The organism is Bacillus sp. H1a (genome assembly GCF_000633475.1).
GTDB classification, from domain to species: Bacteria; Bacillota; Bacilli; order Bacillales; family Bacillaceae_G; genus Bacillus_A; species Bacillus_A paramycoides.
On sequence record NZ_AYMH01000045.1, the window covers coordinates 60,435 to 83,370 of the forward strand.

The 22,936-nt window shown below is 36.2% G+C and carries 21 protein-coding genes, 1 pseudogene, 1 riboswitch and 1 other annotated feature; of the genes and pseudogenes, 15 read left to right on the forward strand and 7 right to left on the reverse strand.

From position 1 onward, the window contains the following. Window positions 1–65 precede the first annotated feature (65 nt). Window positions 66–2,771 (reverse strand): magnesium-translocating P-type ATPase, encoded by a 2,706-nt coding sequence (gene mgtA, locus U860_RS0121295; protein ID WP_025150094.1) that lies wholly within the window; start codon window positions 2,769–2,771, stop codon window positions 66–68. A 333-nt stretch (window positions 2,772–3,104) separates the two neighbouring features. After that, window positions 3,105–3,270: riboswitch (M-box (ykoK) riboswitch) on the reverse strand. A gap of 198 nt (window positions 3,271–3,468) precedes the next feature. Further along, the gene (locus tag U860_RS0121300; protein WP_002173374.1) at window positions 3,469–3,720 is read right to left on the reverse strand and encodes a DUF3932 family protein; all 252 of its coding nucleotides are present in this window, start codon (window positions 3,718–3,720) and stop codon (window positions 3,469–3,471) included. A gap of 189 nt (window positions 3,721–3,909) precedes the next feature. Here U860_RS0121300 and rnz point away from each other — a divergent pair, with 189 nt between their 5' ends. The 4 genes and pseudogenes from rnz (at window position 3,910) to sdaAA (ending at window position 7,147) form a co-directional block, all read left to right on the forward strand. Continuing rightward, window positions 3,910–4,833, forward strand: coding sequence for a ribonuclease Z (rnz, locus tag U860_RS0121305; protein WP_025150095.1), 924 nt, complete (start codon window positions 3,910–3,912; stop codon window positions 4,831–4,833). Between the two features lie 363 nt (window positions 4,834–5,196). Beyond that, window positions 5,197–5,549: pseudogene (locus U860_RS0121310) on the forward strand (PTS sugar transporter subunit IIC); the annotation flags it as partial. 41 nt (window positions 5,550–5,590) lie between these two features. Then, complete coding sequence (sdaAB, locus tag U860_RS0121315) at window positions 5,591–6,250, forward strand: L-serine ammonia-lyase, iron-sulfur-dependent subunit beta (protein WP_002173372.1); 660 nt, start codon at window positions 5,591–5,593, stop codon at window positions 6,248–6,250. 18 nt (window positions 6,251–6,268) lie between these two features. Continuing rightward, window positions 6,269–7,147, forward strand: coding sequence for an L-serine ammonia-lyase, iron-sulfur-dependent, subunit alpha (gene sdaAA, locus U860_RS0121320; protein ID WP_025150097.1), 879 nt, complete (start codon window positions 6,269–6,271; stop codon window positions 7,145–7,147). A 65-nt stretch (window positions 7,148–7,212) separates the two neighbouring features. Here sdaAA and proI read toward each other — a convergent pair whose 3' ends face one another. After that, window positions 7,213–8,034 carry a pyrroline-5-carboxylate reductase ProI gene (gene proI / locus U860_RS0121325; protein ID WP_029953050.1) on the reverse strand — a complete coding sequence of 274 codons (822 nt, stop codon included), beginning with the start codon at window positions 8,032–8,034 and terminating at the stop codon, window positions 7,213–7,215. A 167-nt stretch (window positions 8,035–8,201) separates the two neighbouring features. Here proI and U860_RS0121330 point away from each other — a divergent pair, with 167 nt between their 5' ends. Together U860_RS0121330 and U860_RS0121335 are read left to right on the forward strand one after the other, a co-directional pair. After that, the gene (locus U860_RS0121330; protein WP_025150098.1) at window positions 8,202–9,155 is read left to right on the forward strand and encodes an MBL fold metallo-hydrolase; all 954 of its coding nucleotides are present in this window, start codon (window positions 8,202–8,204) and stop codon (window positions 9,153–9,155) included. 9 nt (window positions 9,156–9,164) lie between these two features. After that, window positions 9,165–9,959, forward strand: coding sequence for an SDR family oxidoreductase (locus U860_RS0121335; RefSeq protein ID WP_025150099.1), 795 nt, complete (start codon window positions 9,165–9,167; stop codon window positions 9,957–9,959). 30 nt (window positions 9,960–9,989) lie between these two features. Here the strand turns inward: U860_RS0121335 and U860_RS0121340 are convergent, their stop codons facing one another. Beyond that, the gene (locus U860_RS0121340) at window positions 9,990–10,175 is read right to left on the reverse strand and encodes a YqzH family protein (RefSeq protein WP_025150100.1); all 186 of its coding nucleotides are present in this window, start codon (window positions 10,173–10,175) and stop codon (window positions 9,990–9,992) included. Between the two features lie 224 nt (window positions 10,176–10,399). On the opposite strand from U860_RS0121340, the gene argC reads away from it, so the two are divergent. The 7 genes from argC (at window position 10,400) to U860_RS0121375 (ending at window position 16,531) form a co-directional block, all read left to right on the forward strand. Beyond that, entirely contained in the window at window positions 10,400–11,437 is a 1,038-nt protein-coding gene (gene argC, locus U860_RS0121345; RefSeq protein WP_025150101.1) for an N-acetyl-gamma-glutamyl-phosphate reductase, read from the forward strand. Window positions 11,438–11,447: 10 nt separating this feature from the next. Further along, window positions 11,448–12,671 carry a bifunctional glutamate N-acetyltransferase/amino-acid acetyltransferase ArgJ gene (argJ, locus tag U860_RS0121350; RefSeq protein ID WP_025150102.1) on the forward strand — a complete coding sequence of 408 codons (1,224 nt, stop codon included), beginning with the start codon at window positions 11,448–11,450 and terminating at the stop codon, window positions 12,669–12,671. An 11-nt stretch (window positions 12,672–12,682) separates the two neighbouring features. Continuing rightward, complete coding sequence (argB, locus tag U860_RS0121355; RefSeq protein ID WP_025150103.1) at window positions 12,683–13,450, forward strand: acetylglutamate kinase; 768 nt, start codon at window positions 12,683–12,685, stop codon at window positions 13,448–13,450. Further along, window positions 13,447–14,610: an acetylornithine transaminase gene (locus U860_RS0121360; protein WP_025150104.1), complete on the forward strand. Its 1,164-nt coding sequence runs from the start codon at window positions 13,447–13,449 to the stop codon at window positions 14,608–14,610. The genes argB and U860_RS0121360 overlap by 4 nt, the downstream gene beginning before the upstream one ends. Before the next feature lie 12 nt (window positions 14,611–14,622). Continuing rightward, entirely contained in the window at window positions 14,623–15,573 is a 951-nt protein-coding gene (argF, locus tag U860_RS0121365) for an ornithine carbamoyltransferase (protein ID WP_025150105.1), read from the forward strand. A gap of 150 nt (window positions 15,574–15,723) precedes the next feature. Continuing rightward, window positions 15,724–16,275 carry a DUF2062 domain-containing protein gene (locus tag U860_RS0121370; RefSeq protein ID WP_025150106.1) on the forward strand — a complete coding sequence of 184 codons (552 nt, stop codon included), beginning with the start codon at window positions 15,724–15,726 and terminating at the stop codon, window positions 16,273–16,275. A 58-nt stretch (window positions 16,276–16,333) separates the two neighbouring features. Further along, window positions 16,334–16,531: a hypothetical protein gene (locus tag U860_RS0121375; protein ID WP_025150107.1), complete on the forward strand. Its 198-nt coding sequence runs from the start codon at window positions 16,334–16,336 to the stop codon at window positions 16,529–16,531. Window positions 16,532–16,555: 24 nt separating this feature from the next. Here U860_RS0121375 and U860_RS0121380 read toward each other — a convergent pair whose 3' ends face one another. Together U860_RS0121380 and U860_RS0121385 are read right to left on the reverse strand one after the other, a co-directional pair. Then, a complete protein-coding gene (locus tag U860_RS0121380) occupies window positions 16,556–17,002 on the reverse strand; it encodes a MarR family transcriptional regulator (protein ID WP_002173352.1) in 447 nt (148 codons plus the stop codon). Between the two features lie 72 nt (window positions 17,003–17,074). Beyond that, on the reverse strand, window positions 17,075–17,854 hold the full coding sequence (locus U860_RS0121385) for a GDSL-type esterase/lipase family protein (protein WP_025150108.1): 780 nt from the start codon (window positions 17,852–17,854) through the stop codon (window positions 17,075–17,077). A 272-nt stretch (window positions 17,855–18,126) separates the two neighbouring features. Here U860_RS0121385 and cpdB point away from each other — a divergent pair, with 272 nt between their 5' ends. Continuing rightward, the gene (gene cpdB, locus U860_RS0121390) at window positions 18,127–20,508 is read left to right on the forward strand and encodes a bifunctional 2',3'-cyclic-nucleotide 2'-phosphodiesterase/3'-nucleotidase (protein ID WP_025150109.1); all 2,382 of its coding nucleotides are present in this window, start codon (window positions 18,127–18,129) and stop codon (window positions 20,506–20,508) included. 51 nt (window positions 20,509–20,559) lie between these two features. Here the strand turns inward: cpdB and nhaC are convergent, their stop codons facing one another. Continuing rightward, the gene (gene nhaC, locus U860_RS0121395; RefSeq protein WP_025150110.1) at window positions 20,560–21,933 is read right to left on the reverse strand and encodes a Na+/H+ antiporter NhaC; all 1,374 of its coding nucleotides are present in this window, start codon (window positions 21,931–21,933) and stop codon (window positions 20,560–20,562) included. Between the two features lie 276 nt (window positions 21,934–22,209). Further along, window positions 22,210–22,430: a binding site (T-box leader), on the reverse strand. Between the two features lie 143 nt (window positions 22,431–22,573). On the opposite strand from nhaC, the gene U860_RS0121400 reads away from it, so the two are divergent. Beyond that, window positions 22,574–22,930, forward strand: a complete 357-nt coding sequence (locus tag U860_RS0121400) for a hypothetical protein (RefSeq protein WP_025150111.1) — start codon at window positions 22,574–22,576, stop codon at window positions 22,928–22,930. Window positions 22,931–22,936: the final 6 nt, after the last annotated feature.

Below are 22,936 nucleotides of genomic sequence, written 5' to 3' on the forward strand. Positions count from 1 at the left end.
CCATACATTTAAGTACATGGTATATTTTTTAAGAATGAGTGAGAAATACCCACTCATTCTTATTTTTACAACCAGCTATGAAACTTTTTAATATAAAGTTTTTTCAGGAATTGTGTTAAGAAAGCATAACCTAATAATATTCCTATTAACCATGGGAAGTAGCTTAGTGGTAATGCTTGTAAACCAACTGCTGCACCAAGTGGTGAGAACGGAATGTAGATGCCAATTGCCATAATACAAGCAGTTAATAAAAGAACTGGTATTGATGCAGTACTTTGAATGAACGGAATCTTCTGTGTTCTGATCATGTGAACAATTAATGTTTGCGTTAGTAATCCAACGACAAACCAACCAGATTGGAATAGCGATTGTTCTCCAGGTGTATTTGCACCGAATACATTCCACATGACAACGTATGTGATAATATCGAATATAGAGCTAATTGGGCCGATACAAATAATGAAATTACGTAAGTTTGCAGTATCCCATTTTCTTGGTTTTTCTAAAAATTCTTTATCCATCTTATCCCATGGAATAGAAAGTTGAGAAAAATCGTAAAGTAGGTTTTGAATTAATAGATGAATTGCAAGCATCGGTAAAAATGGAATGAAAGCACTCGCCACTAATACACTAAATACATTTCCAAAATTAGAACTAGCTGTCATTTTTATATATTTTAAAATATTGCCGAACGTAGTGCGACCTTCTAAAATGCCTGCTTCTAATATAGTTAAACTTTTTTCAAGTAGGATAATATCGGAAGATTCTTTTGCAATATCAGTAGCAGTATCAACAGATATCCCAACGTCAGCATCACGTAGTGCAACGGCATCGTTAATACCATCCCCCATATAACCTACAGTATGACCATTCCCTTGTAATACGCGAATGATGCGAGATTTTTGCATTGGATTTAGTTTTGCGAACACTGTTGTTTCTTCTGCTAGTTTTGCTAATGCTTTATCTGGTAAAGAATCAATTTCGTAACCGAGGACAGGCTCCCCTATATTTAATCCAACTTCCTTGCAAACTTTTTTTGTAACAATTTCGTTATCGCCAGTTAAGATTTTTACTTGTACGCCGTGTTTATGCAATGCTTGAATTGCAGAAGCAGCAGATGGTTTTGGTGGATCTAAAAAGCCGATATATCCAGTAAGAATCATAGCGGATTCATCTTGTACTGCATAAGCTTTATAATCAGGTTTGTTATCTTTCTTGTATGCTACAGCGATGACACGCATTCCTTCACTATTTAAAGTTTCGCTAAGGTGTTTTACATTTTCTCTCACTTCTTCAGTAAGAGGGACAATTTGCCCATCCACTTCAGTGTAGTTGCAAATTGATAAGATTTCTTCTACGGCACCTTTACAAACCATTGTATGTTCACCTGAAATCTCTTTCACGATGACAGACATACGACGGCGAGCAAAATCAAATGGAATTTCATCTAGTTTTTGAAAAGCTGATGGATCAAATTTATGGTTTTCCTCTGTATGCTCAATGACAGCTTTATCTATTAAATTTTTCAATCCAGTTTGATAGAAGCTATTTAAATATGCAAATTGTAAGACGCGATTGCATTCATTTCCATTAGGATCTAAATGACGAACAAGGACAACTTTATCTTCTGTTAAAGTTCCTGTTTTATCTGTACAAAGGATGTTCATAGCACCTAAGTTTTGAATTGAGTTTAGCTGTTTTACAATTACTTTTTGTTTAGACATGTTCACGGCGCCTTTAGCTAAATTAGCAGTTACAATCATTGGTAACATTTCAGGTGTAAGACCAACTGCAACGGCAATAGCAAAGAAGAAAGCTTCTTGCCAATCTCCTTTTGTGAATCCATTAATGAGAAGGACAATAGGTGCCATAATAAGCATGAATGTGATTAAGAGCCAACTTACTTTGTTTACTCCTTTATCAAAGCTTGTTTCTGCCCGTTTTCCGATAACTTTTTTTGCTAAAGAGCCGAAATACGTATCCGTACTTGTTGAAACGACAACAGCTTTTGCGCTACCGCTAACAATATTTGTACCCATGAAGCAAAGGTTTTCCATATCGAGCGGATTGCAATTTTTTTTCATGTTTTTCGGTAATATATGTTTATTTTCCGTATGGTAGCAGTTTTCATATTTTTCTACAGGAAGTGCCTCGCCTGTTAAGGAAGACTGATTTACAAATAAATCTTTAGCCGATAAGATACGCACATCAGCTGGAACGATATCGCCAGCTGAAAGTGAAATGATATCACCAGGTACAAGTTCTTCAATTGGGATTTCCGTTGTATGGTTACGATTTAAATTCATTACGTTTTTTGTTTCGTGTATAAATCCATTTATTCTAGAGACGCTTGCAGTTGTTCGAACCATAGCTTTTAACTTATCTGCAGCTTTTTGAGAACGAAATTCTTGAAAAAAACGAATCGTTGCACTTAGTAGTACCATCACAGATACGACAATTGTTCCTTGTATGTCATCTGTGAAAAAAGAGAGTGCTCCAAGAGCTAACAAAACAAAAATAAATGGGTTTTTAAATGCCAGCAGAAATTGAATATACCATGGCAATGTTTTATTATGAGCAATTTCGTTCGGACCATATAAAGAAAGTCTACGAGACGCTTCTTGTTTAGAGAGTCCATCTTGTGTTGTTTCTAGAAGTTTTAACGCAGAGTTTACATCTTGCGTTGCAACTTCCACTAATAATTCGTTATTTGTTTTCATGCTATCTTGATCGTAAGCATGCTTCGTTTCTTGTCTTTGTAAATTTAACATTGGTAGTTCCTCCTTTTTCATGAAGGAGGAAACAATCTGTTACTCGACTATATTAAACAGGGAGGAACAGCTTCTTTCCTACCTACATGATGAAATATTAACGTAAAACATATGGGTATCTGGGCCGAATCATCACTTGCCACTGTTCCTCACCTCCGTACAATTAGTAGTTTCTGAATATGCTATGTTTGTTTCATAGTAAGGTGCATAAAGATATAAAAAAGGCCTTTACTCAAAACGAGTAAAGGCCTGAATTCGCAGTTAAAAAGAGTCAACAACAAAGACTGTTATTAAACATAGATAAAAACAGTTTTTGTGTATGACAAAACATACGCACCTCTCCCTCGTTGAGTTTTAGCACTGTATAGCATAGGTACTGAAACCAGCTACGTTAAGAAAGGCCTTCATTCCGACCTTTCCTGTTGACCCATTGGCGTCTCTCGACATTTTTGGGCAGCAGCGTTTCTCTATACAGGAGCCTCACCTAACAGAGACCATATTCAATTACAAGTTGAATATTAGCACTGTAAATTTGTAGTGTCAATATCTTTTTTGTCTCTTTTTTTTGAAAAATTAAATAGATTTATGATGGCTATATAGTAGGAAATAAGAGGTGTTTTTTTGGAAATAAGGTGGGGAATAAATACTTTAATGGATATAAATAAAAAGCACTGATTACAGTGCTTTTTATTATAGATTATGAGATTGTAGGATTTTCAAAAATAACAATTTCTGAGCTGTTTGTTGTTGCAATGCGTTGTGCGTAATATGTTAAAGCTGAAGAAATATATGTTGGTAACGTCTCATTTGTATGTGATGTTGTATATTCATGAATTAATTCTTTTAAAGTCGTCCATTCTAGTTGTGCTGGGTGATCAGAAACGAAAGAACTTACCCAGCGATCAAATGAAGATGAAAAATCAGTTTGTAAACGAAATACTTCTTTCATAATAAAACGCTCCCTTTATATGTGATATAGTTATATTACTACAAAACACGAACGATTGTTAAGTTTTTTATTTCCAATGTTCGTGTTATATAGTTGTCTAGATGATTGGTTATGTAAATTCAATTTGCCATTTGAAATAACATTCCGTAAGATGAAGAGTAGATTATATAAAGAGCTGGAGGAAAGAAAGTGGAATTTGTATTTTTAGGAACTGGTGCAGGTGTTCCTTCAAAAGGAAGGAACGTTTCAGCAATCGCCTTACAATTGTTAGAAGAACGAGGGCAAACGTGGCTATTTGACTGTGGTGAAGCGACTCAGCATCAAATTTTACATACATCTGTGCGCCCACGACGCATTGAAAAAATTTTTATTACGCATTTACATGGAGATCATATTTTTGGCTTGCCGGGTTTATTAGGGAGCCGTTCTTTCCAAGGAGGAACAACGCCGTTAACTGTGTATGGACCGAAAGGAATTAAACAATTTATTGAAGTAGCGTTATCGGTAAGTACGACACATGTAAAATATCCACTTGAAATCGTTGAGATTACAGAAGAAGGCATTGTGTTTGACGATAATGAATTCTATGTAGAAACAAAAAGGTTATCACATGGAATTGAATGTTTCGGATATCGTATTGTAGAAAAAGATATACAGGGAGCTCTTTTAGTGGATAAGCTGCTGGAAATTGGCGTGAAACCTGGTCCGATTTTTAAACGCTTAAAAGATGGTGAAGTAGTTGAATTAGAGAACGGCACTGTACTAAGTGGAAAAGATTTTATCGGTCCACCTCAAAAAGGGAGAGTTATTACAATTTTAGGCGATACACGATATTGCGAAGCGAGTAAAGAGCTTGCGCAAGATGCTGATGTACTTGTTCATGAAGCAACTTTTGCAGCGGAAGATGAGCAACAGGCGCATGATTATTTCCATTCCACAACAAAGCAAGCTGCGAGTATCGCACTTAAGGCAAATGTGAAGCGATTAATATTGACTCATATTAGTTCGCGTTATCAAGGAGATACATATAAGGGATTATTGAAAGAGGCACGAGAGTTATTTTCTAATACAGAAATAGCGATGGATTTAAAATCATTCCCAGTAGAGAAGTAATATTTTCGTAAAAAAATGGTAACGTACGTTTGCCATTTTTTTATTTATGATAATTTTTTTTTACTCAAACTGTTATCATTTCATGTTTATATGGGATAATACAGAGTTTTGTAATGGTTTGAATATATAGGATGAGAATACATAATACCGATTATTTAGACAAACTGTTATATAAGCACGCTTATATACAACTAATACAAACAAGGGAAATAGATTTTTGTTCAGAAATTTTAAAATTCAATAAAAGTAAGCGTTTTATAAAAAACAAGCTATAATGAGGGCACATTATAATTTATCGTAAGTTACAGCGTGCGTTTTAGCCATTTTTCGTAACAAACGAAATTGACTAAAAAGGGAGAGGGCATCAAGGAGATTATTAAGGGAACGATATTACTATTATTTGTACTAAGTCTTTTTTCACTCTTTAGTTTTAAAGCGCCAAATGGTATGAAAGCAATGGAGCTTTAGCAAATGCGGCCGTTGCAAGTTTCTTAGTTGAAGCTTTTCAATTATACGTTGGTGGAGATTTGATTGGTATACCATTCTTAAAAGAGGTTGGACAATCAGCAGGTAGTCTGGGCGGAGTAGCCAGTGCGACTTTAGTTGCATTAGCAATGGGTGTATCACCTGTTTATGCTATGCTTGTAGGGGCTTCTGTGTTAAAATTTGGTTTGCTACTAGGCTTTATTGCTGGTTATCTCATATCATTTTTAATAGTAGAAAATAATCTTTTCATAGAGTTTTAGGGGGAGTTATGATGAAGTATCGCTCAGTGTTTGATATTATTGGTCCGGTTATGATTGGTCCATCAAGTTCACATACAGCAGGTGCTGCAAGAATGGGGCAAGTTGCTCGTCAGCTGTTTCGTCATGAGCCAGAGAGAGTTAGCATTTCATTATATGGTTCATTTGCAAAAACATACCGTGGTCACGGTACGGATGTAGCGTTAATCGGTGGAATACTAGGATTTGAAACAGATGATTTACGTATTCCAAGTGCGTTAGACATTGCAAAAGAACGCGGAATTGAAGTGGAATTCATTGAAGAAGATGCAAATGCTCCACATCCTAATACAGCGAAAATTCGTCTGTATAAAGGAGAAGAGGAAATCGAAGTTGTTGCTTGCTCAATCGGTGGCGGTAAGATCGAAGTTGTAGAATTAAACGGATTCGATCTTCAATTATCAGGAACGAGTCCAGCACTGCTTATTGTAAATAATGATCGTTTTGGTGCTATTGCAGCTGTAGCTTCAATCCTTGCAAAACATGAGATTAACATTAGTACAATGAGTGTTTCTCGTAAAGAAAAAGGAAGAAGAGCGCTTATGGTCATTGAAACAGATGAATTATTAGCAGATGAAGTGATTGAAGAAATAAATGGGCAACAAAATATTTGTCAAGTAACTATTATGGATTAATTGCAGGGGGGACACACCATGTTTCGGAACGCAGCGGAACTAGTGGCGCAAGCTAAAGAACAAAATGTAAAAATCGCAGAAATTATGATTCAGTGTGAAATGGAAACAAGAAGTATATCACGTGAAGAAGTAATTGCCGGAATGGAAAAGAACTTAGTCGTGATGGAACAAGCAGTAGAACGCGGTATTCGTGGTGTAAAATCACCGACTGGTTTAACTGGCGGGGATGCTGTGAAAGTTCAAGCGTATATGCAGAGTGGAAAAGGCTTATCCGGGGATACAATTTTGGACGCAGTGAGTAAAGCTGTTGCGACAAATGAAGTAAATGCGGCGATGGGAATCATTTGTGCAACACCAACAGCAGGATCAGCTGGAACAGTGCCAGGCGTACTGTTTGCACTTAAAGAAAAATTACAGCCTACACGTGAAGAAATGATTGAATTTTTATTTACAGCAGGAGCTTTCGGTATGGTTGTTGCGAATAATGCTTGTATTTCTGGTGCGGCAGGAGGTTGCCAAGCTGAAGTAGGTTCAGCGAGTGGAATGGCAGCCGCAGCCGCAGTTGAGATGGCTGGTGGAACACCAGATCAAGCAGCTACAGCGATGGCGATTTCTTTAAAGAACATGCTTGGTTTAGTATGTGATCCTGTTGCAGGGCTTGTAGAAGTACCTTGTGTAAAACGGAATGCAGCAGGTGCTTCAAATGCCATGATTTCAGCTGATTTATCATTAGCTGGTGTAACTAGCACAATTCCATGTGACGAAGTAATTGAGGCGATGTTTAGAATCGGACAAACGATGCCAGTAGCACTTCGTGAAACAGCTGAAGGTGGACTTGCAGCAACACCGACAGGTCGTCGTCTGCAAGAAGAGATCTTTGGGAAGAGTAATAATTAAGAATAATTATGAGAAAACGGAGCTCAAATAAAGTTGAGCTCCGTTTTCTATTTTTCGTTTGTGATTTATTCTAATGTTTTTCCGAGATCACGTGATCGTTTCGTCGCTTGTGTAATACATGAAACTAGTGCTTGTTGAAAATTATGTTCCCGTAATACTTCTATTCCTGCTTCGGTAGTTCCGCCAGGAGAAGTAATTTCTTTTCGCAAAATAGAAGGGTGTTTTTCGCTTGCTTTTAGCATTTCAGCAGCACCAATCATCGTTTGAAGAATAAGTGATTTTGCAACATCTTCTTTCAGACCAATTTTTTTTGCAGCTTCTTCCATTGCTTCCACTACGTAATAAATATAAGCTGGTCCGCTTCCGGATAATGCAGTGACAGCATGCATATCTTCTTCCTCTACAACAGAGACGAGGCCAATCGTCTCAAATAAAGCTGTTGCAGTGTGAATATGTTCTTCCGTTGCATGTTCTGAAGGTGAGATGGCGGTAGCGGATTTTAAAATAGCCGCAGATGTATTTGGCATTGCACGAATAATCGGAATGTCTTTTTGAAGTAGGTTTCTAATTGAATGGGTAGAAACACCTGCCAATAACGAGATAATAAGCAGGTTGTTATTTATATGTTCTTTAAGAGGGATAATCGCTTCTGCGACATCTTTTGGCTTCATAGCTAGAAAAAGAATATTTGCATCAGTAAGTAATTCTTTTTTGTTATGTGTACCTTTAGTCCCGTATTTTTTATGTAACTCCTGTAATCGTGTCTCGTTAGAACGATTACTTACAGTAATATGTTCCCCTTTGACAACATTTGCGTCTAATAAACCACCAATAATTGCTTCAGCAATAGAGCCTGCACCGAGAAAGGAAATATTTTGAATAGACATGATGTTCCTCCTTTAAATTTGGTTAGAAATGCTTATAAATGTACATACATTCGTTTTTTTGGGGGGAAACACCTCTTTTTATCTGAAAATAATGACAAATTTGTGGAGAAGTTGTAAACTGAAGAGGTATTCATTTTTGAACCGGAAAGAAACAGGGGGGGCTAAGCATGACGGCGATTCATCGAATGGAGATTCCTGTTCCATTTGCAGTTGAGACAGTGAATGTGTTTTTAGTTGAGGGAGAAACATTAACGTTAATTGATACAGGGACAAATACAGAAGAGGCAAAGAAGGCACTAGAAAGTCATTTAGATGTATTAGGATATAAGATAGAAGATATTGAAACGGTAGTGATTACGCATCACCATGCGGATCATTGTGGACTTTTAAATACATTTTCTGAAAAAGTAAATATTATCGGACATCCTTGGAATGAACCGTGGATTACGCAAAATGCCGAATTTTTAAAGCGGTATCATGAATTTTTTAAAGAGACAGCCTTACAGTTCGGTGTTCCAGCAGCATTTTTGAATGATGAGGCACTATTGACGACGAAGACACTTAAATATTCTTGTAATAGATCGTTAACACACACTGTGAGAGAAGGAGATCGTATAGAGTCGTTACCTGGATTTACAGTGATTGAAACGCCAGGTCATGCTTCTACTCATATTTCATTATATAGAGAATCTGATGGAATATTAATTGGTGGGGATGCTCTCATTAGTCATATTTCTTCTAATCCAATATTAGAGCCACCATATGAAGGGCAAACAGAAAGAGCACGTCCATTATTGCAGTACAATCAAACATTAAAACGTTTAAGTGAAATGAATATTTCACGCATTTTATCAGGACATGGGGAAGATGTTCTGAATGTGAAACAACTTATTGAAACGAGGTTACAAAAGCAAGAAACACGTGCGTTTAAAGTGCTTGATTTATTAAAAGAAAAGCCAATGACAGCATTTGAAGTATGTGTAAAATTATTTCCGGTATTATATAAAGAACAATTGCCACTTACTATCTCAGAAACTGTTGGACAATTAGACTTTTTAGCATATAATCAACAAGTGATGATTGATGAATCTTCGCAACAATTGATTTATTATGCAAAGTAGGTGACAGCAATGACGGGACGTTTACAAGAAAAAGTAATCGTCATTACAGGTGCTTCTAGTGGAATTGGAGAGCAAGTCGCAATGCAGGTTGCGGAGCAAGGAGCGACGCCAGTATTAATGGCTCGAACAGAAGAGAAACTACAAGCATTAGCAGAGAAAATTAAAGCAACTTATAATACGCCTTGCTATTACTATGTATTAGATGTAAGTGAAGAAATGAAAGTACAATCAGTTTTTTCAAAGGTATTACAAGAAGTAGGACGTATTGATATATTGGTAAACAATGCGGGATTTGGTATTTTTAAAACATTTGAAGATGCGTCAATGGATGAAGTAAAGGATATGTTTCAAGTAAATGTATTTGGATTAGTAGCTTGTACGAAAGCAGTATTACCTTATATGGTAACAAGGAACGAAGGACAAATTATTAATATTGCTTCATTGGCTGGAAAAATTGCAACTCCGAAGTCGAGTGCTTATGCAGCAACAAAACACGCTGTATTAGGATTTACGAATAGTTTACGTATGGAGTTATCTAACACAAATGTGTATGTAACAGCAATTAACCCGGGACCGATAGATACGAACTTTTTTGAAATAGCCGATCAATCAGGTACATATGTGAAAAATATGGGACGTTACATGTTAAAACCAACATATGTAGCAGAACAAATCGTAAAGACGATGCAAACGAAAAAACGTGAAGTAAACTTGCCGAAGTGGATGGGAATTGGGCCGAAGCTCTATGTATTATTCCCGGGGTTATTTGAACGTGTTGCAGGTAAATCATTAAGTAAAAAATAGGAGATTTCCATATGGAAATCTCCTATTTTTTTATTTTCCGGTCACATAATCGTAAACGATATCTTCAACCGCCTCGTACACATCAATTTCAGTATTTGAATGAATTATCGTTTGAATATGTTTAATTAACATGTCCTGATCCTCTTTTGAAACAGGATTACATTGATATTGCCGAAAACTTTTTGTAATCATTTTCTCAATTAATTTTTCATTCATGTTTTTCCCCGCCCATATGTATACATGTATTGTTTTATTGTACTTGAAGTGAAATAAAAATACTACCATACATAATTTTTGTATAAAAATTCACCTACGTATATTATTTTTCTAGTAAAATTAAGTTTTTAAAGTTTTTAAAATTAATAAATATTTAATTGACTCTATAAATATACAATATTATAATCATACTTAATTTAAAGAATCGATTTAAGGAGGAGCATATGAAAGTCGCAATTATTGGAGCAACTGGATATGGAGGTATTGAATTAATTAGGTTATTAGAGCAACACCCCTACTTCTCAATAGCATCTCTCCACTCCTTTTCGCAAGTTGGTGAATGTATAGCGAATGCATATCCGCATTTGCGAAGTGTTCTCGTTCATAAGTTGCAAGAAATTGATGTGGATGAAATAAGGAAGGTAGCGGAGATTGTATTTTTAGCAACGCCCGCGGGAGTATCTGTGGAGCTGACACCAAAATTATTAGAAGTAGGTTTAAAAGTAATTGATTTATCGGGTGACTTTCGTATGGTAGATCCTTCGCTATATGAAATGTGGTATAAGCAGCCAGCTGCAAAGGGAGAAATTCTCAGAAAAGCAGTGTATGGATTAAGCGAATGGAAAAGGGAAGAGGTTAGGTGCGCTGAATTAATTGCAAATCCGGGATGTTTTGCAACAGCGACATTGCTAGCGGTAGCGCCGTTAATGCAAAACGGGATAGTTGAAGAAGATTCAATTATTATAGATGCAAAGTCAGGAGTATCAGGAGCGGGAAAAACACCAACAACAATGACTCACTTTCCAGAACTATACGATAATTTTCACATTTATAAAGTAAATAAGCATCAGCACGTTCCTGAGATTGAGCAAATGCTTATAGAATGGAATGGTGAAGCGAAGCCAATTACATTTAGTACACATTTAATACCGATATCACGAGGGATTATGGTTACACTCTATGCAAAAGTAAAACAAAAAATCAAAATGCAGCAACTTCAAAAGTTGTATGAAGAAACGTATCATAATTCAGCTTTCGTTCGAATTCGTTCTCAAGGAGAATTCCCAAGTCCGAAAGAAGTAAGAGGCTCAAATTATTGTGATATTGGATTAGCTTACGATGAAAGAACAGGAAGAATTACAGTAGTTTCTGTTATAGATAATATGATGAAAGGTGCAGCTGGGCAAGCGATTCAAAATGCAAATATATTAGCGGGATTGGAAGAGGCAACGGGTTTACAGTATATACCGCTTTATCCATAAGGGGGAAATTATGATTAAAGCATCGTTCATTAATAAATTAGAAAATGGTTCAATTGTCACTCCGAAAGGCTTTTCGGCAATTGGTACTGCGAATGGTTTGAAAAAGGAGAAAAAGGATATAGGTGCAATCATTTGTGAAGTACCAGCATCGTGTGCCGCTGTTTATACAACAAATCAAATGCAAGCAGCGCCGTTGCAAGTAACGAAAGATAGTATAGCGGCGGAAGGGAAATTACAAGTAATCGTCGTTAATAGTGGAAATGCAAATGCTTGTACGGGAATGAAAGGATTGCAAGATGCTTACGAGATGCGAACATTAGGAGCTGAACACTTTGGAGTAAAAACGAATTACGTCGCGGTCGCTTCAACAGGTGTAATTGGAGTACCTTTACCGATGGATATAATTCGAGAGGGAATTGAATCACTTGTACCAACAAAGGAAGTAAGTGGAGCTCATTCTTTTTGTGAAGCGATTTTAACGACGGATCTTATGACGAAAGAATCTTGCTATGAGATGATAATTGACGGAAAAGAAGTAACAATTGCTGGGGTCGCAAAAGGTTCTGGGATGGTTCATCCCAATATGGCAACGATGCTTAGTTTTATTACAACAGACGCCAATATAGAGCATGACGTATTACAAACAGCACTATCACAAATTACAAATCATACATTTAATCAAATTACGGTGGACGGAGATACTTCTACGAATGATATGGTCATCGTTATGGCAAGTGGATTATCAGAAACGAAGCCAATAAGTATGGAACATAAAGAGTGGGAAACTTTCGTAGTTGCTTTACAAAAGGTATGTGAAGATTTAGCAAAAAAAATTGCGCAAGATGGTGAAGGAGCTACGAAGTTAATAGAAGTAAATGTGCTAGGGGCTCGAACAAGCGAAGAAGCAAAGAAAATCGCAAAGCAAATTGTCGGTTCGAGTCTTGTGAAAACAGCAATATACGGTGAAGACCCAAATTGGGGGCGAATAATTAGTAGTATTGGCCAAAGTGAAGTAGCTATTAATCCAAATACAATTGATATCACCCTTCAATCTATCAATGTGTTAAAAAATAGTGAACCTCAAATGTTTTCTGCAGAGGGAATGAAAAAGAAATTACAAGAACATGAAATTATTATTGATGTGTATTTACATTTAGGAGAAGAAACGGGATCAGCTTGGGGCTGTGATTTAAGTTATGACTATGTGAAAATAAACGCTTGTTATCGTACATAAGGAGAGAGAAGATGAGTGATTATATTGTAGTTAAATGTGGCGGTAGCATGTTGGATCAATTAAATCATGTGTTTTTTGATTGTATAAAGAAATTGCAACAGAAGTATAAGGTGGTTATTGTCCATGGCGGTGGCCCAGAAATTGATGCCAAATTAAAAGATTGTAATATCAAAGTAGAAAAAAGAGATGGATTACGAGTAACACCAAAAGAAGTTATGGATGTTGTTCAAATGGTGCTATGCGGTAGTACAAATAAAAGGTTTGTAATGAATTTACAAAAGCATAATTTACTAGCCGTAGGGCTTTCAGGGTGCGACGGTAATTTACTTCAAGTTCAACCTGCCAGCGAAGGGATAGGATATGTGGGAGAAGTAAGTTATGTAGAAACAGCCTTATTAAAAGGATTAATAAATATGAATTATATTCCTGTTATTGCTCCAATCGGGATAAATGGTAATGAGGTTTATAACATAAATGCTGATACTGCTGCCGCTGGAATTGCATTTGCGATTGAGGCAAAAGAACTCATTTTCATTACAGATGTAGACGGGATATTGTATGAAGGGAAATTAGTAAAGAAAACAGATGAATCTGAAATTCTTACTTTTATAGAACAAGGTGTTATTACAGGCGGGATGATTCCGAAAGTACAGGCGGCACTTACATCATTAAAAATGGGAGTGCAAAAGGTTAGTATCGTGAATGGTACAAAGGATTTTACTGAGGTCACAGGAGAGTGTATCGGAACGACGGTAACGAAAGGTGTGAGTATCGTATGACGAGTCATCTTTTTCAAACGTATGGAAGAAGAGACGTTGAGTTTATAAAGGGGAATGGAACGAAAGTTATTGATAAAAATGGTAAGCAATATTTAGATTTCACTTCCGGTATTGGAGTGTGTAACTTAGGACATTGCCATCCTACTGTTGTAAAGGGGATAGAAGAGCAGCTTAGGGACATATGGCATATATCTAACCTATTTACGCACTCCTTACAAGAAGAAGTCGCGTCATTATTAACAGAAAATATAGCATTAGATTATGTGTTTTTTTGTAATAGCGGGGCGGAGGCAAATGAAGCAGCTTTAAAGCTGGCCCGTAAGCATACTGGGAAATCTCTCGTAGTCACATGTCAACAATCTTTCCACGGCAGAACATTCGGAACGATGAGTGCGACGGGGCAAAATAAAGTGAAAGAAGGATTTGGTCCACTACTTCCGTCTTTTTTACATACCCCTTTTAACGATATTAAGGCGTTAGAGGAAGTAATGAATGAAGAAGTTGCGGCGGTAATGGTAGAAGTTGTTCAAGGAGAGGGGGGAGTAATACCTGCTGATCTATCTTTTTTGAAAGCGATTGAAACATTATGTAATAAGTTCGGTTCATTATTTATTATAGACGAAGTACAAACAGGGATCGGAAGAACAGGAACACTATTTGCTTACGAACAAATGGGAATAGATCCTGATATCGTTACCATTGCTAAGGCTCTTGGAAATGGCATTCCCGTTGGAGCGATGATTGGCCGGAAAGAACTTGGAACATCGTTTACTGCAGGATCACACGGTTCAACGTTTGGTGGGAATTATATTGCAATGGCTGCAGCGAAAGAAGTATTGCAAGTAAGTAAGAAACCATCGTTTTTAAAAGAAGTAAAGGAAAAGGGCGAGTACGTATTAGAGAAGTTGCGAGAGGAATTACGACATGTCGAATGTATTCAAAATATACGTGGTAAGGGGCTTATGATTGGGATTGAGTGTAAGTATGAAGTTGCAAGTTTTATAGAACAACTAGAAGAAGAAGAAGGACTTCTCGTATTACAAGCAGGGCCTAATGTTATAAGACTATTACCGCCACTTATTGTAACGAATGAAGAGCTAGAACAAGCGGTATATATGATAAAAAAGATAGTTTGTACAAAAAATGCATCAATCATATAAGGGGGAAATTTCATGTCAACTGTACAAGTACCAAAATTAAATACGAAAGATCTTTTAACACTAGAGGAATTAACGCAAGAAGAAATCATTTCTTTAATTGAATTTGCTATATATTTAAAAAAGAATAAGCAGGAGCCTTTATTACAAGGAAAAATATTAGGTCTCATTTTTGATAAACATTCAACTCGTACTCGCGTTTCTTTTGAAGCAGGGATGGTACAGCTTGGAGGACATGGAATGTTTTTAAGTGGAAAAGAGATGCAAATTGGCAGAGGAGAAACGGTGTCAGATACTGCGAAAGTACTATCTCATTATATTGATGGAATTATGATACGTACATTCTCGCATGCGGATGTAGAAGAGCTTGCGAAGGAATCGAGTATTCCTGTTATTAATGGATTAACGGATGATCATCACCCTTGTCAAGCATTGGCAGATTTAATGACGATATATGAAGAAGTTCATGCGTTTAAAGGGATTAAATTAGCTTACGTAGGTGATGGAAATAATGTATGTCATTCATTGTTGTTAGCGAGTGCAAAAGTCGGAATGAATATGACTGTTGCAACTCCCGTAGGGTATGAACCGAATGAAGAAATTGTAAAAAAAGCGTTAGCGATTGCAGCTGAAACAGGGGCTGAAATTGAAATTTTGCAGAATCCTGAATTAGCGGTAAGCGGAGCGGATTTTATTTATACTGACGTTTGGATGAGTATGGGGCAAGAGGGAGAAGAAGAGAAATATACTTTATTTCAACCTTTCCAAGTAAATAAAGAGCTTGTTACACATGCGAAGCAAACATATCGTTTCTTACATTGCTTACCTGCTCATCGTGAGGAGGAAGTAACAGGAGAAATTATAGATGGACCGCAGTCTATCGTCTTTGAACAAGCTGGTAATCGATTGCATGCGCAAAAAGCGTTATTAGTGAGTTTATTTCGAAATACTGGAAAACCTTCCTGAAAAGGAAGGTTTTTTTATATTGAAATGTCGGATGTATATTTGGTTAATTATCTCTATATCATTTATAATAAAAAGAGAAAATTAATTTTGTTTTTCATATTATGTAGGGACATACTAGATAGAAAAAATATAGTTAAAGAGATGATAATTGTGAAAACAACTAAGAAGACATATTCGTTTTTTCAACGGATGTGGAGAATATTAAAGTTTCAATATTATAAGTTACTGCGATCGCCAGAAGGAGCAAAGAAAGTGTCGTTAGGCTTTGCTATTGGATTTGGTTTAGAAATGTTAGTAATTTATACGGCATCGCTCGTATATTTAATATTTTATCCAATTGTCAGGTTGGCAAAGGGATCTTTTCCAGCCGCAGTCATTGGCAATATTATTGGGAAAATATCGTTTCTCCCAGTATTTTTATTTCCATTTGCTTACGCGTTAGGGAAAACGATTTATCCATTTCATGTAAAGAAAATACATCATGAACCATTTACGATATCAGATTTGTTTTCGAGCCATATTTTCACAATGTTAAAGAGCTTGTTACAGAGTGAAGTATATGTATTGATTGGTATGACGATAATAGGAGTTGTGTTTGGGGTAATTTCATATTTCGTTGTGCATTATTTATATGAAAAGAATCGTAAGTTACGTTTGAAGAAAAGAAAGAAACGAGTGAGAGAACCACTTGTACAAATATAAAGAATGTCACATTCATTTTCTCCGTTGAATATGTTTAAGAAAAAGGGGGAGAGAATGAATGTATTATTATTACGTACCTCAAGTATACTCGTATCTAACATATTATCCGGTACATGATATGCGAAGACAATTTGGAGTGTATCAACAACCGCAGCAATTACAACAACCTCAACAACAGAATACGCAAGAGCGAAAGCCATATTTAATGACATGGCCGTATTCAAATGTTTATTATGGTAATTATTACGAATCATAAAGCTGCTTCTATTTAGAAGCAGCTTTATACGTTTGTTTTCAAAATTAAATTTTGAATGGTTTGAAGAGAATAAATGAGCTTTTCGCGCTCTTCCTCAGATAATGTTTGGAAATTTTCTTTTAGTTTGTCTAAAATGAATTGCTGATACTGACCTACTAGCAATTTCCCTTCAGCTGTTAGGGAAATTAAAATGACCCGTCGATCTTTTTCGCTATAATGACGCTCTATTAGTTCTTCTTGAATGAGTTTGTTCAATAGAGGGGTCATGTTAGGCCGTGATATCGCTAGCCGCTTGCCAATTTCTGAAACTGCTAATGTACCATTTTCATGCAAAAGCAGTAACACCTGTGTATGTGATGGCGGCATATGTCTTTGAGAAGAAAATTCTCCTGGAAGCATAAATTTGCGATAAAAAAGAGGCACTAGCGAAAGCAGATGATCAACGATACGTTCCCACTCGCGTGATTCCATGTAAAGGCCCCCTTCCACTATCATTGTAACAAAAAAGACAAGGTATAAAAATAGAATTGTTTCATGGTCGCCTTAATATTTGTAGGATAACACTTGCTTTGTAAATGTATTGGCAATAATCGCATAGCCGTTATCATTTGGGTGTACTTGGTCAAATAGTAAATCTTTTTTATCATTCGATATTAATTTTCGAATTGGTAAAACGATAGATGGTTGATTCGCTTTTGAAATAGCATAAACAGAATCATTCCAACCATCTAAAAACATATCTGCATAACTGGCAATGGAGTCATCGAGTTGTAAAGGGTTATAGAGTTCAGAGAGAATGAGTAAAGCATTCGGATTTTGATCTCGAACTGTCTTTACAATGTTTTTTACATCCGTTTCGAAACGAGCTTTTTCTTTATTTAGCATTTTAATACCATCTATAACACCTACATCACGATTTAAGCGAAATAAATTATTTCCCCCAATATTAATAGTAATGATATTCGCTTCCCTAATTTTTTGTTGAACTTCTTCGGACTGAACTTTTTTAGCGAGACGATCCGTAGTAAGGCCATTTACACCAAGATTTTCTACTGTAATTGGTTTATGAATTTGTTCTTCCAGTTGTCTGGAAGCTAATTCGGCAAATCCCCCCTGTGTAGATCCATATCCTTTGGCGAGTGAATCACCTAATACGAGGTGATAAAAGGAGTCGTTCGTTTGTTTATCAATCCAACTTGGAGCAGATGGTTTTTCTGTTTTTTCTTTAATTTCTTTTTGTTTTGTCTCATCGTTCTTGTCAAAATTAGAATAAGAAATGATTAGAAGGAGGAGACAAACAATTGTTAAGATGACTTTTCTCATAAATTCATCCTCCTTGTAATTGGTAATTGTATCATATTCAGCAGTATAAGCAATGTAAGGGCATATTATATATTTATGAAAACTTCACAATAACTTTACAGAAAATTTGTAGAAGTGTGTCAAAAAATATTGACGATATGAAAGAAGTTTAGATATGATAATGTCAGATAAGGTGAAAATCGTCGCTCTAATAGAAGAAAAAAGGTATGTGGTTAGGGACTGATGGAGATTCATTTCATTATTTTGGGGTAATTGTATAAGGGGGATTTTTTGTGAAAAAGTCAAAAAAAATGCTAGCTGGAGCAACTCTTGCTATTGGTGTTATAGCGCCGCAAGTATTGCCAACAACAGCTCATGCAGAGGAAAAAACTGGGGAGAGTACAGTTAACTTACGAATTTTAGAAACATCAGATATTCACGTTAACTTAATGAATTACGATTATTATCAAACGAAAACAGATAATAAAGTAGGTCTCGTGCAAACGGCAGCGCTTGTTAATAAAGCGCGTGAAGAAGCGAAGAACTCTGTCCTATTTGATGATGGGGATGCATTACAAGGGACGCCACTTGGAGATTATATAGCGAATAAAATAAATGATCCGAAGAATCCTGTTGATCCAAGTTATGTACATCCATTATATCGTTTAATGAATTTAATGAAGTATGACGTCATCTCTCTTGGGAATCATGAATTCAACTACGGTTTAGATTATTTAAACAAAGTGATTAGTAAAACGAAGTTCCCAGTTATTAACTCGAATGTTTATAAAGATGATCATGATAATAATGAAGCGAACGATGAAAATTATTTTAAACCATATCATATTTTTGAGAAAGAAGTAGTGGATGAATCAGGTGAAAAACAAAAAGTGAAAATTGGTGTAATGGGATTTGTTCCACCTCAAGTTATGAACTGGGATAAAGCGAATTTAGAAGGAAAAGTAAAAGCGAAAGATATTGTGCAAACAGCGAAAAAATTAGTTCCGGAAATGCAGGCACAAGGTGCAGACGTTATCGTTGCATTAGCTCATTCAGGTGTTGATAAGAGTGGATACAATGTTGGGATGGAAAATGCATCGTTTTATTTAACTGAAGTTTCTGGTGTAGATGCAGTATTAATGGGACATTCACATACTGAAGTGAAGGATGTATTTAATGGTGTTCCGGTTGTAATGCCTGGCGTTTTTGGCAGTAACTTAGGTATTATCGATATGCAATTGAAAAAGGTAAACGGAAAATGGGAAGTGCAAAAAGATCAATCTAAGCCACAACTTCGTCCGATTGCTGATGGTAAAGGAAACGCATTAGTAGAATCAGATCAAAAATTAGTTAATGAAATTAAAGATGATCATGAAGCAACAATTAACTATGTTAATACACCTGTAGGTAAAACGACAGCACCAATTAATAGTTATTTTTCATTGGTACAAGATGATCCTTCCGTACAACTTGTGACGAATGCACAAAAATGGTACGTAGAAAAGTTATTTGCTGAAAATGGACAATATAGTAAATATAAGGGAATTCCAGTTTTATCTGCAGGAGCACCATTTAAAGCAGGTGGCCGAAACGGTGCTACATACTATACTGATATTCCGGCTGGAACGTTAGCGATTAAAAACGTTGCAGATTTATATGTATATCCAAATACATTATATGCTGTGAAAGTAAATGGAGCCCAAGTGAAAGAATGGCTTGAAATGTCTGCTGGTCAGTTTAATCAAATCGACCCAAAGAAAACAGAAGAACAGCCATTAGTAAATGTAAACTATCCTACATATAACTTTGATATTTTAGATGGTTTAAAATACGAAATTGATGTGACGCAACCAGCGAAATACGACAAAGATGGAAAAGTTGTAAATGTAAATACGAATCGTATTGTAAATATGACGTATGAAGGTAAGCCTGTAGCTGACGATAAAGAGTTCATCGTAGCGACAAATAACTATCGTGGAAGTAGCCAAACGTTCCCTGGTGTAAGTAAAGGGGAGGTTGTATACCAATCACAAGATGAAACACGTCAAATCATTGTGAAGTATATGCAAGAAACACCCGTTATTGATCCAGCAGCCGATCAAAATTGGACATTTAAACCGATTGTTGCAGATAAATTAAATACAACATTTGACTCTTCACCAAATGCACAAAAGCATATAAAGAAAGATGGAAAGATATCATATGTTGGACCATCTGAAAATGAATTTGCTAAATATGCAATTGATATAACGAAGAAGAATGATGATGGAGAAAAACCAACGACACCACCAACAGGTGATGGAGGTGATGGAGGTAATGGAGAAAAACCAACACCACCACCAACAGGTGATGGAGGTAATGGAGAAAAACCAACGACACCGCCAACAGGTGATGGAGGTAATGGAGAAAAACCAACACCACCAACAACAGAAGAAGGCAATAATGGTAATGAGCCAAAACAAGAAGGAAACAACACTGGATCTGGACAAACTACAACAGATGATCAAAATACAAAAGAAACAACAACAACTGTAAGTGAAAATAAAGAATCAGAAAAAGATGAGCGTGATTTACCGAAAACAGGTGCAAGCGTTGCTTCTACAATCGGAGCAGGCCTTGCGTTTGTTGGTGCGGGACTACTTATGTTATTTAGAAGAAAGAAAGCGAATAGATAGTGGAGTAATAAAAAAGGATTACCGATTAGGGTAATCCTTTTTTATTCTATATTATGAAACCGACACTGTTTTTTCTTTCTTCCATGAAAGACCGAATCCAGTAAAGCCAACGATAATAGTTACGACTGGACAAGCTAAGCAGAAGATTGCGTATGGAGCGTAATCAAATGTTGGAACGCTAAGGACGTTTGTTAAGAATACGCCACTTACACCCCATGGTACGAGCGGGTTAATAACTGTACCTGCATCTTCTAATACTCGTGATAAATTACGACGTTCTAAACCAACCTCATCGTATTTGTTAGCGAATGCTTGTCCTGTTAAAACGATTGATAAGTATTGTTCGCCGAGCAAGAAGTTTACACCAATTGCAGTTGAAGCAGTAGAAATAATTAAGCGTGTACTTGTCTTTACAAAGCTAGAGATGATATTCATGAGCTGCGCGATAATACCCATTCCTTGTAATAATCCTCCCATACAAAGAGCTAGGAAAATAAGGGCAATCGACATCATCATACTTTGCAAACCACCGCGAGATAATAAGCTATCAATATCTTTTATACCAGTTTTAGAAACGTAACCGTCCTGCATAATTTTCATTAAATCAGGTAGAGACGTACTTGGCTTGAAAATAAAGAGAATAATGATCCCTACTACGATTCCAGCAAGTAATGTTGGAACTGCTGGAACCTTTTTAAATGCGAATAGGAACAGTAATAAAATTGGAATAAGTGTAACGATAGAAATCGTTGCATTTTTTTCTAATGTACTAATAAAGGTTGTAAAATCAACGTCGCCTTTAGTACCGCTGCCTAAAATGAAAAATGCAATAAAAGCAATAATGAAAGCAGGGACTGTTGTCCAAAGCATGTTACGAATATGTTCAAATAAATCTACACCCGTTACAGCTGGAGCTAAGTTTGTTGTATCAGATAAAGGAGACATTTTATCTCCAAAGAATGCACCAGAAATAATTGCACCAGCGATAAGAGCTGGATCGTATCCAAGAGCACTACCCATGCCCATAAAGGCAAGGCCTACAGTTGCAGCAGTTGTAAACGCACTACCAATACTTGTGCCAACAATTGCACAAACAACAAAAACAGTTGGAATGAAAATTTTTGGAGATACAAGTTGGAAGCCGTATACCATTAAAGTTGGAATTGTTCCAGCTGCGATCCAAACGCTGATTAATACGCCTACAAGTAAGAAAATAAATATAGATGGAATACCAGCTGAAATACTACTGATCATCCCTTTTTCCATAGTAGACCAAGAGATTTTTTTCATAAAGCCAAACGCTAATAAAATAACGATACCGAATAAAATTGGGATATGCGGTGAAACTTCTAATTGAATAACACTGAAGCCAATGCAGAAAAAGATAAAAATTGTTAAAAGAACAGATTCAATTTTTGAAACCATTGTTTTCCCCTCCTAATTAATCGAAAATAGTCTTTTTTATATAAAATTCGCCAATATTGTATATTCCCTTCTAAAATTTAGAATTTTGTGACAAATTACCGGTAATTGTTAATAATTCTATATGATACGGAAATGATTGGATAAAAAAACGTCCCTGCATATAATTATGCAGGGACGAAGAAATCGCGGTACCACCCTAGCTTGTGAAATGAATGTATCACAAAATAAAGGGTCGTATGATATGCGCTAATAAAATAAAAACGCCCCTGCAATATATGCAGGGACGAAAAATTCGCGGTACCACCCTAAATTGTGAAACAGTGTCGTTTCACCACTCTTTAGACATAACGGTCTATAACCGTCTTTCACTACTCCTCACGTTTCGTAAAAGAAGCTCCAGGGGGTAATTCATAAATCGCTCTGTACTGGTTCGCACCGACCACCAGCTCTCTGAAATCAGAAATCGAAATACTACTAAATCCTATCAACGCCGATTCATATGATGTTAGTTAAATTTTTATCATATATTCGTCTTACATGTCAATAAAAATATTCAAGATTTTTTAAAAGAAATAAAGGCGAAATGTTTTTAAAGCGCCAAAATTGTGCGTTATAATGAAAGTGAAAGGGGGAGAAAAGAGTGAAGAAAAAAATAGTTCTTTTTACAACCTTATTAGTTGTTGGGGGTGGTGCTGGAATTTACACAGCTTTTGCAGCCTCCTCAGACCAACCAGACAAATACAAAATACAGCAGTCAGAAGTGAAAAAAGTAAAAGAAGCTGAAGAGAAGAAATCAATGGAAAAAACAGCAGCGAAACTAGGGGTTTCTACCGAGGGAAAAACAAAAGAAGTGATTGAAAAAGAAGTAGACACTGCCAGATTTGAGCAGCGACACGATCTATTAATTGAGCATGCAAAACAACTTGGAATTGATACAGAAGGAAAAAAAGATGAAGAAATTATTTTAGAAATTGGAAAGGTAAAGCATGGAAGGTAGAACAAC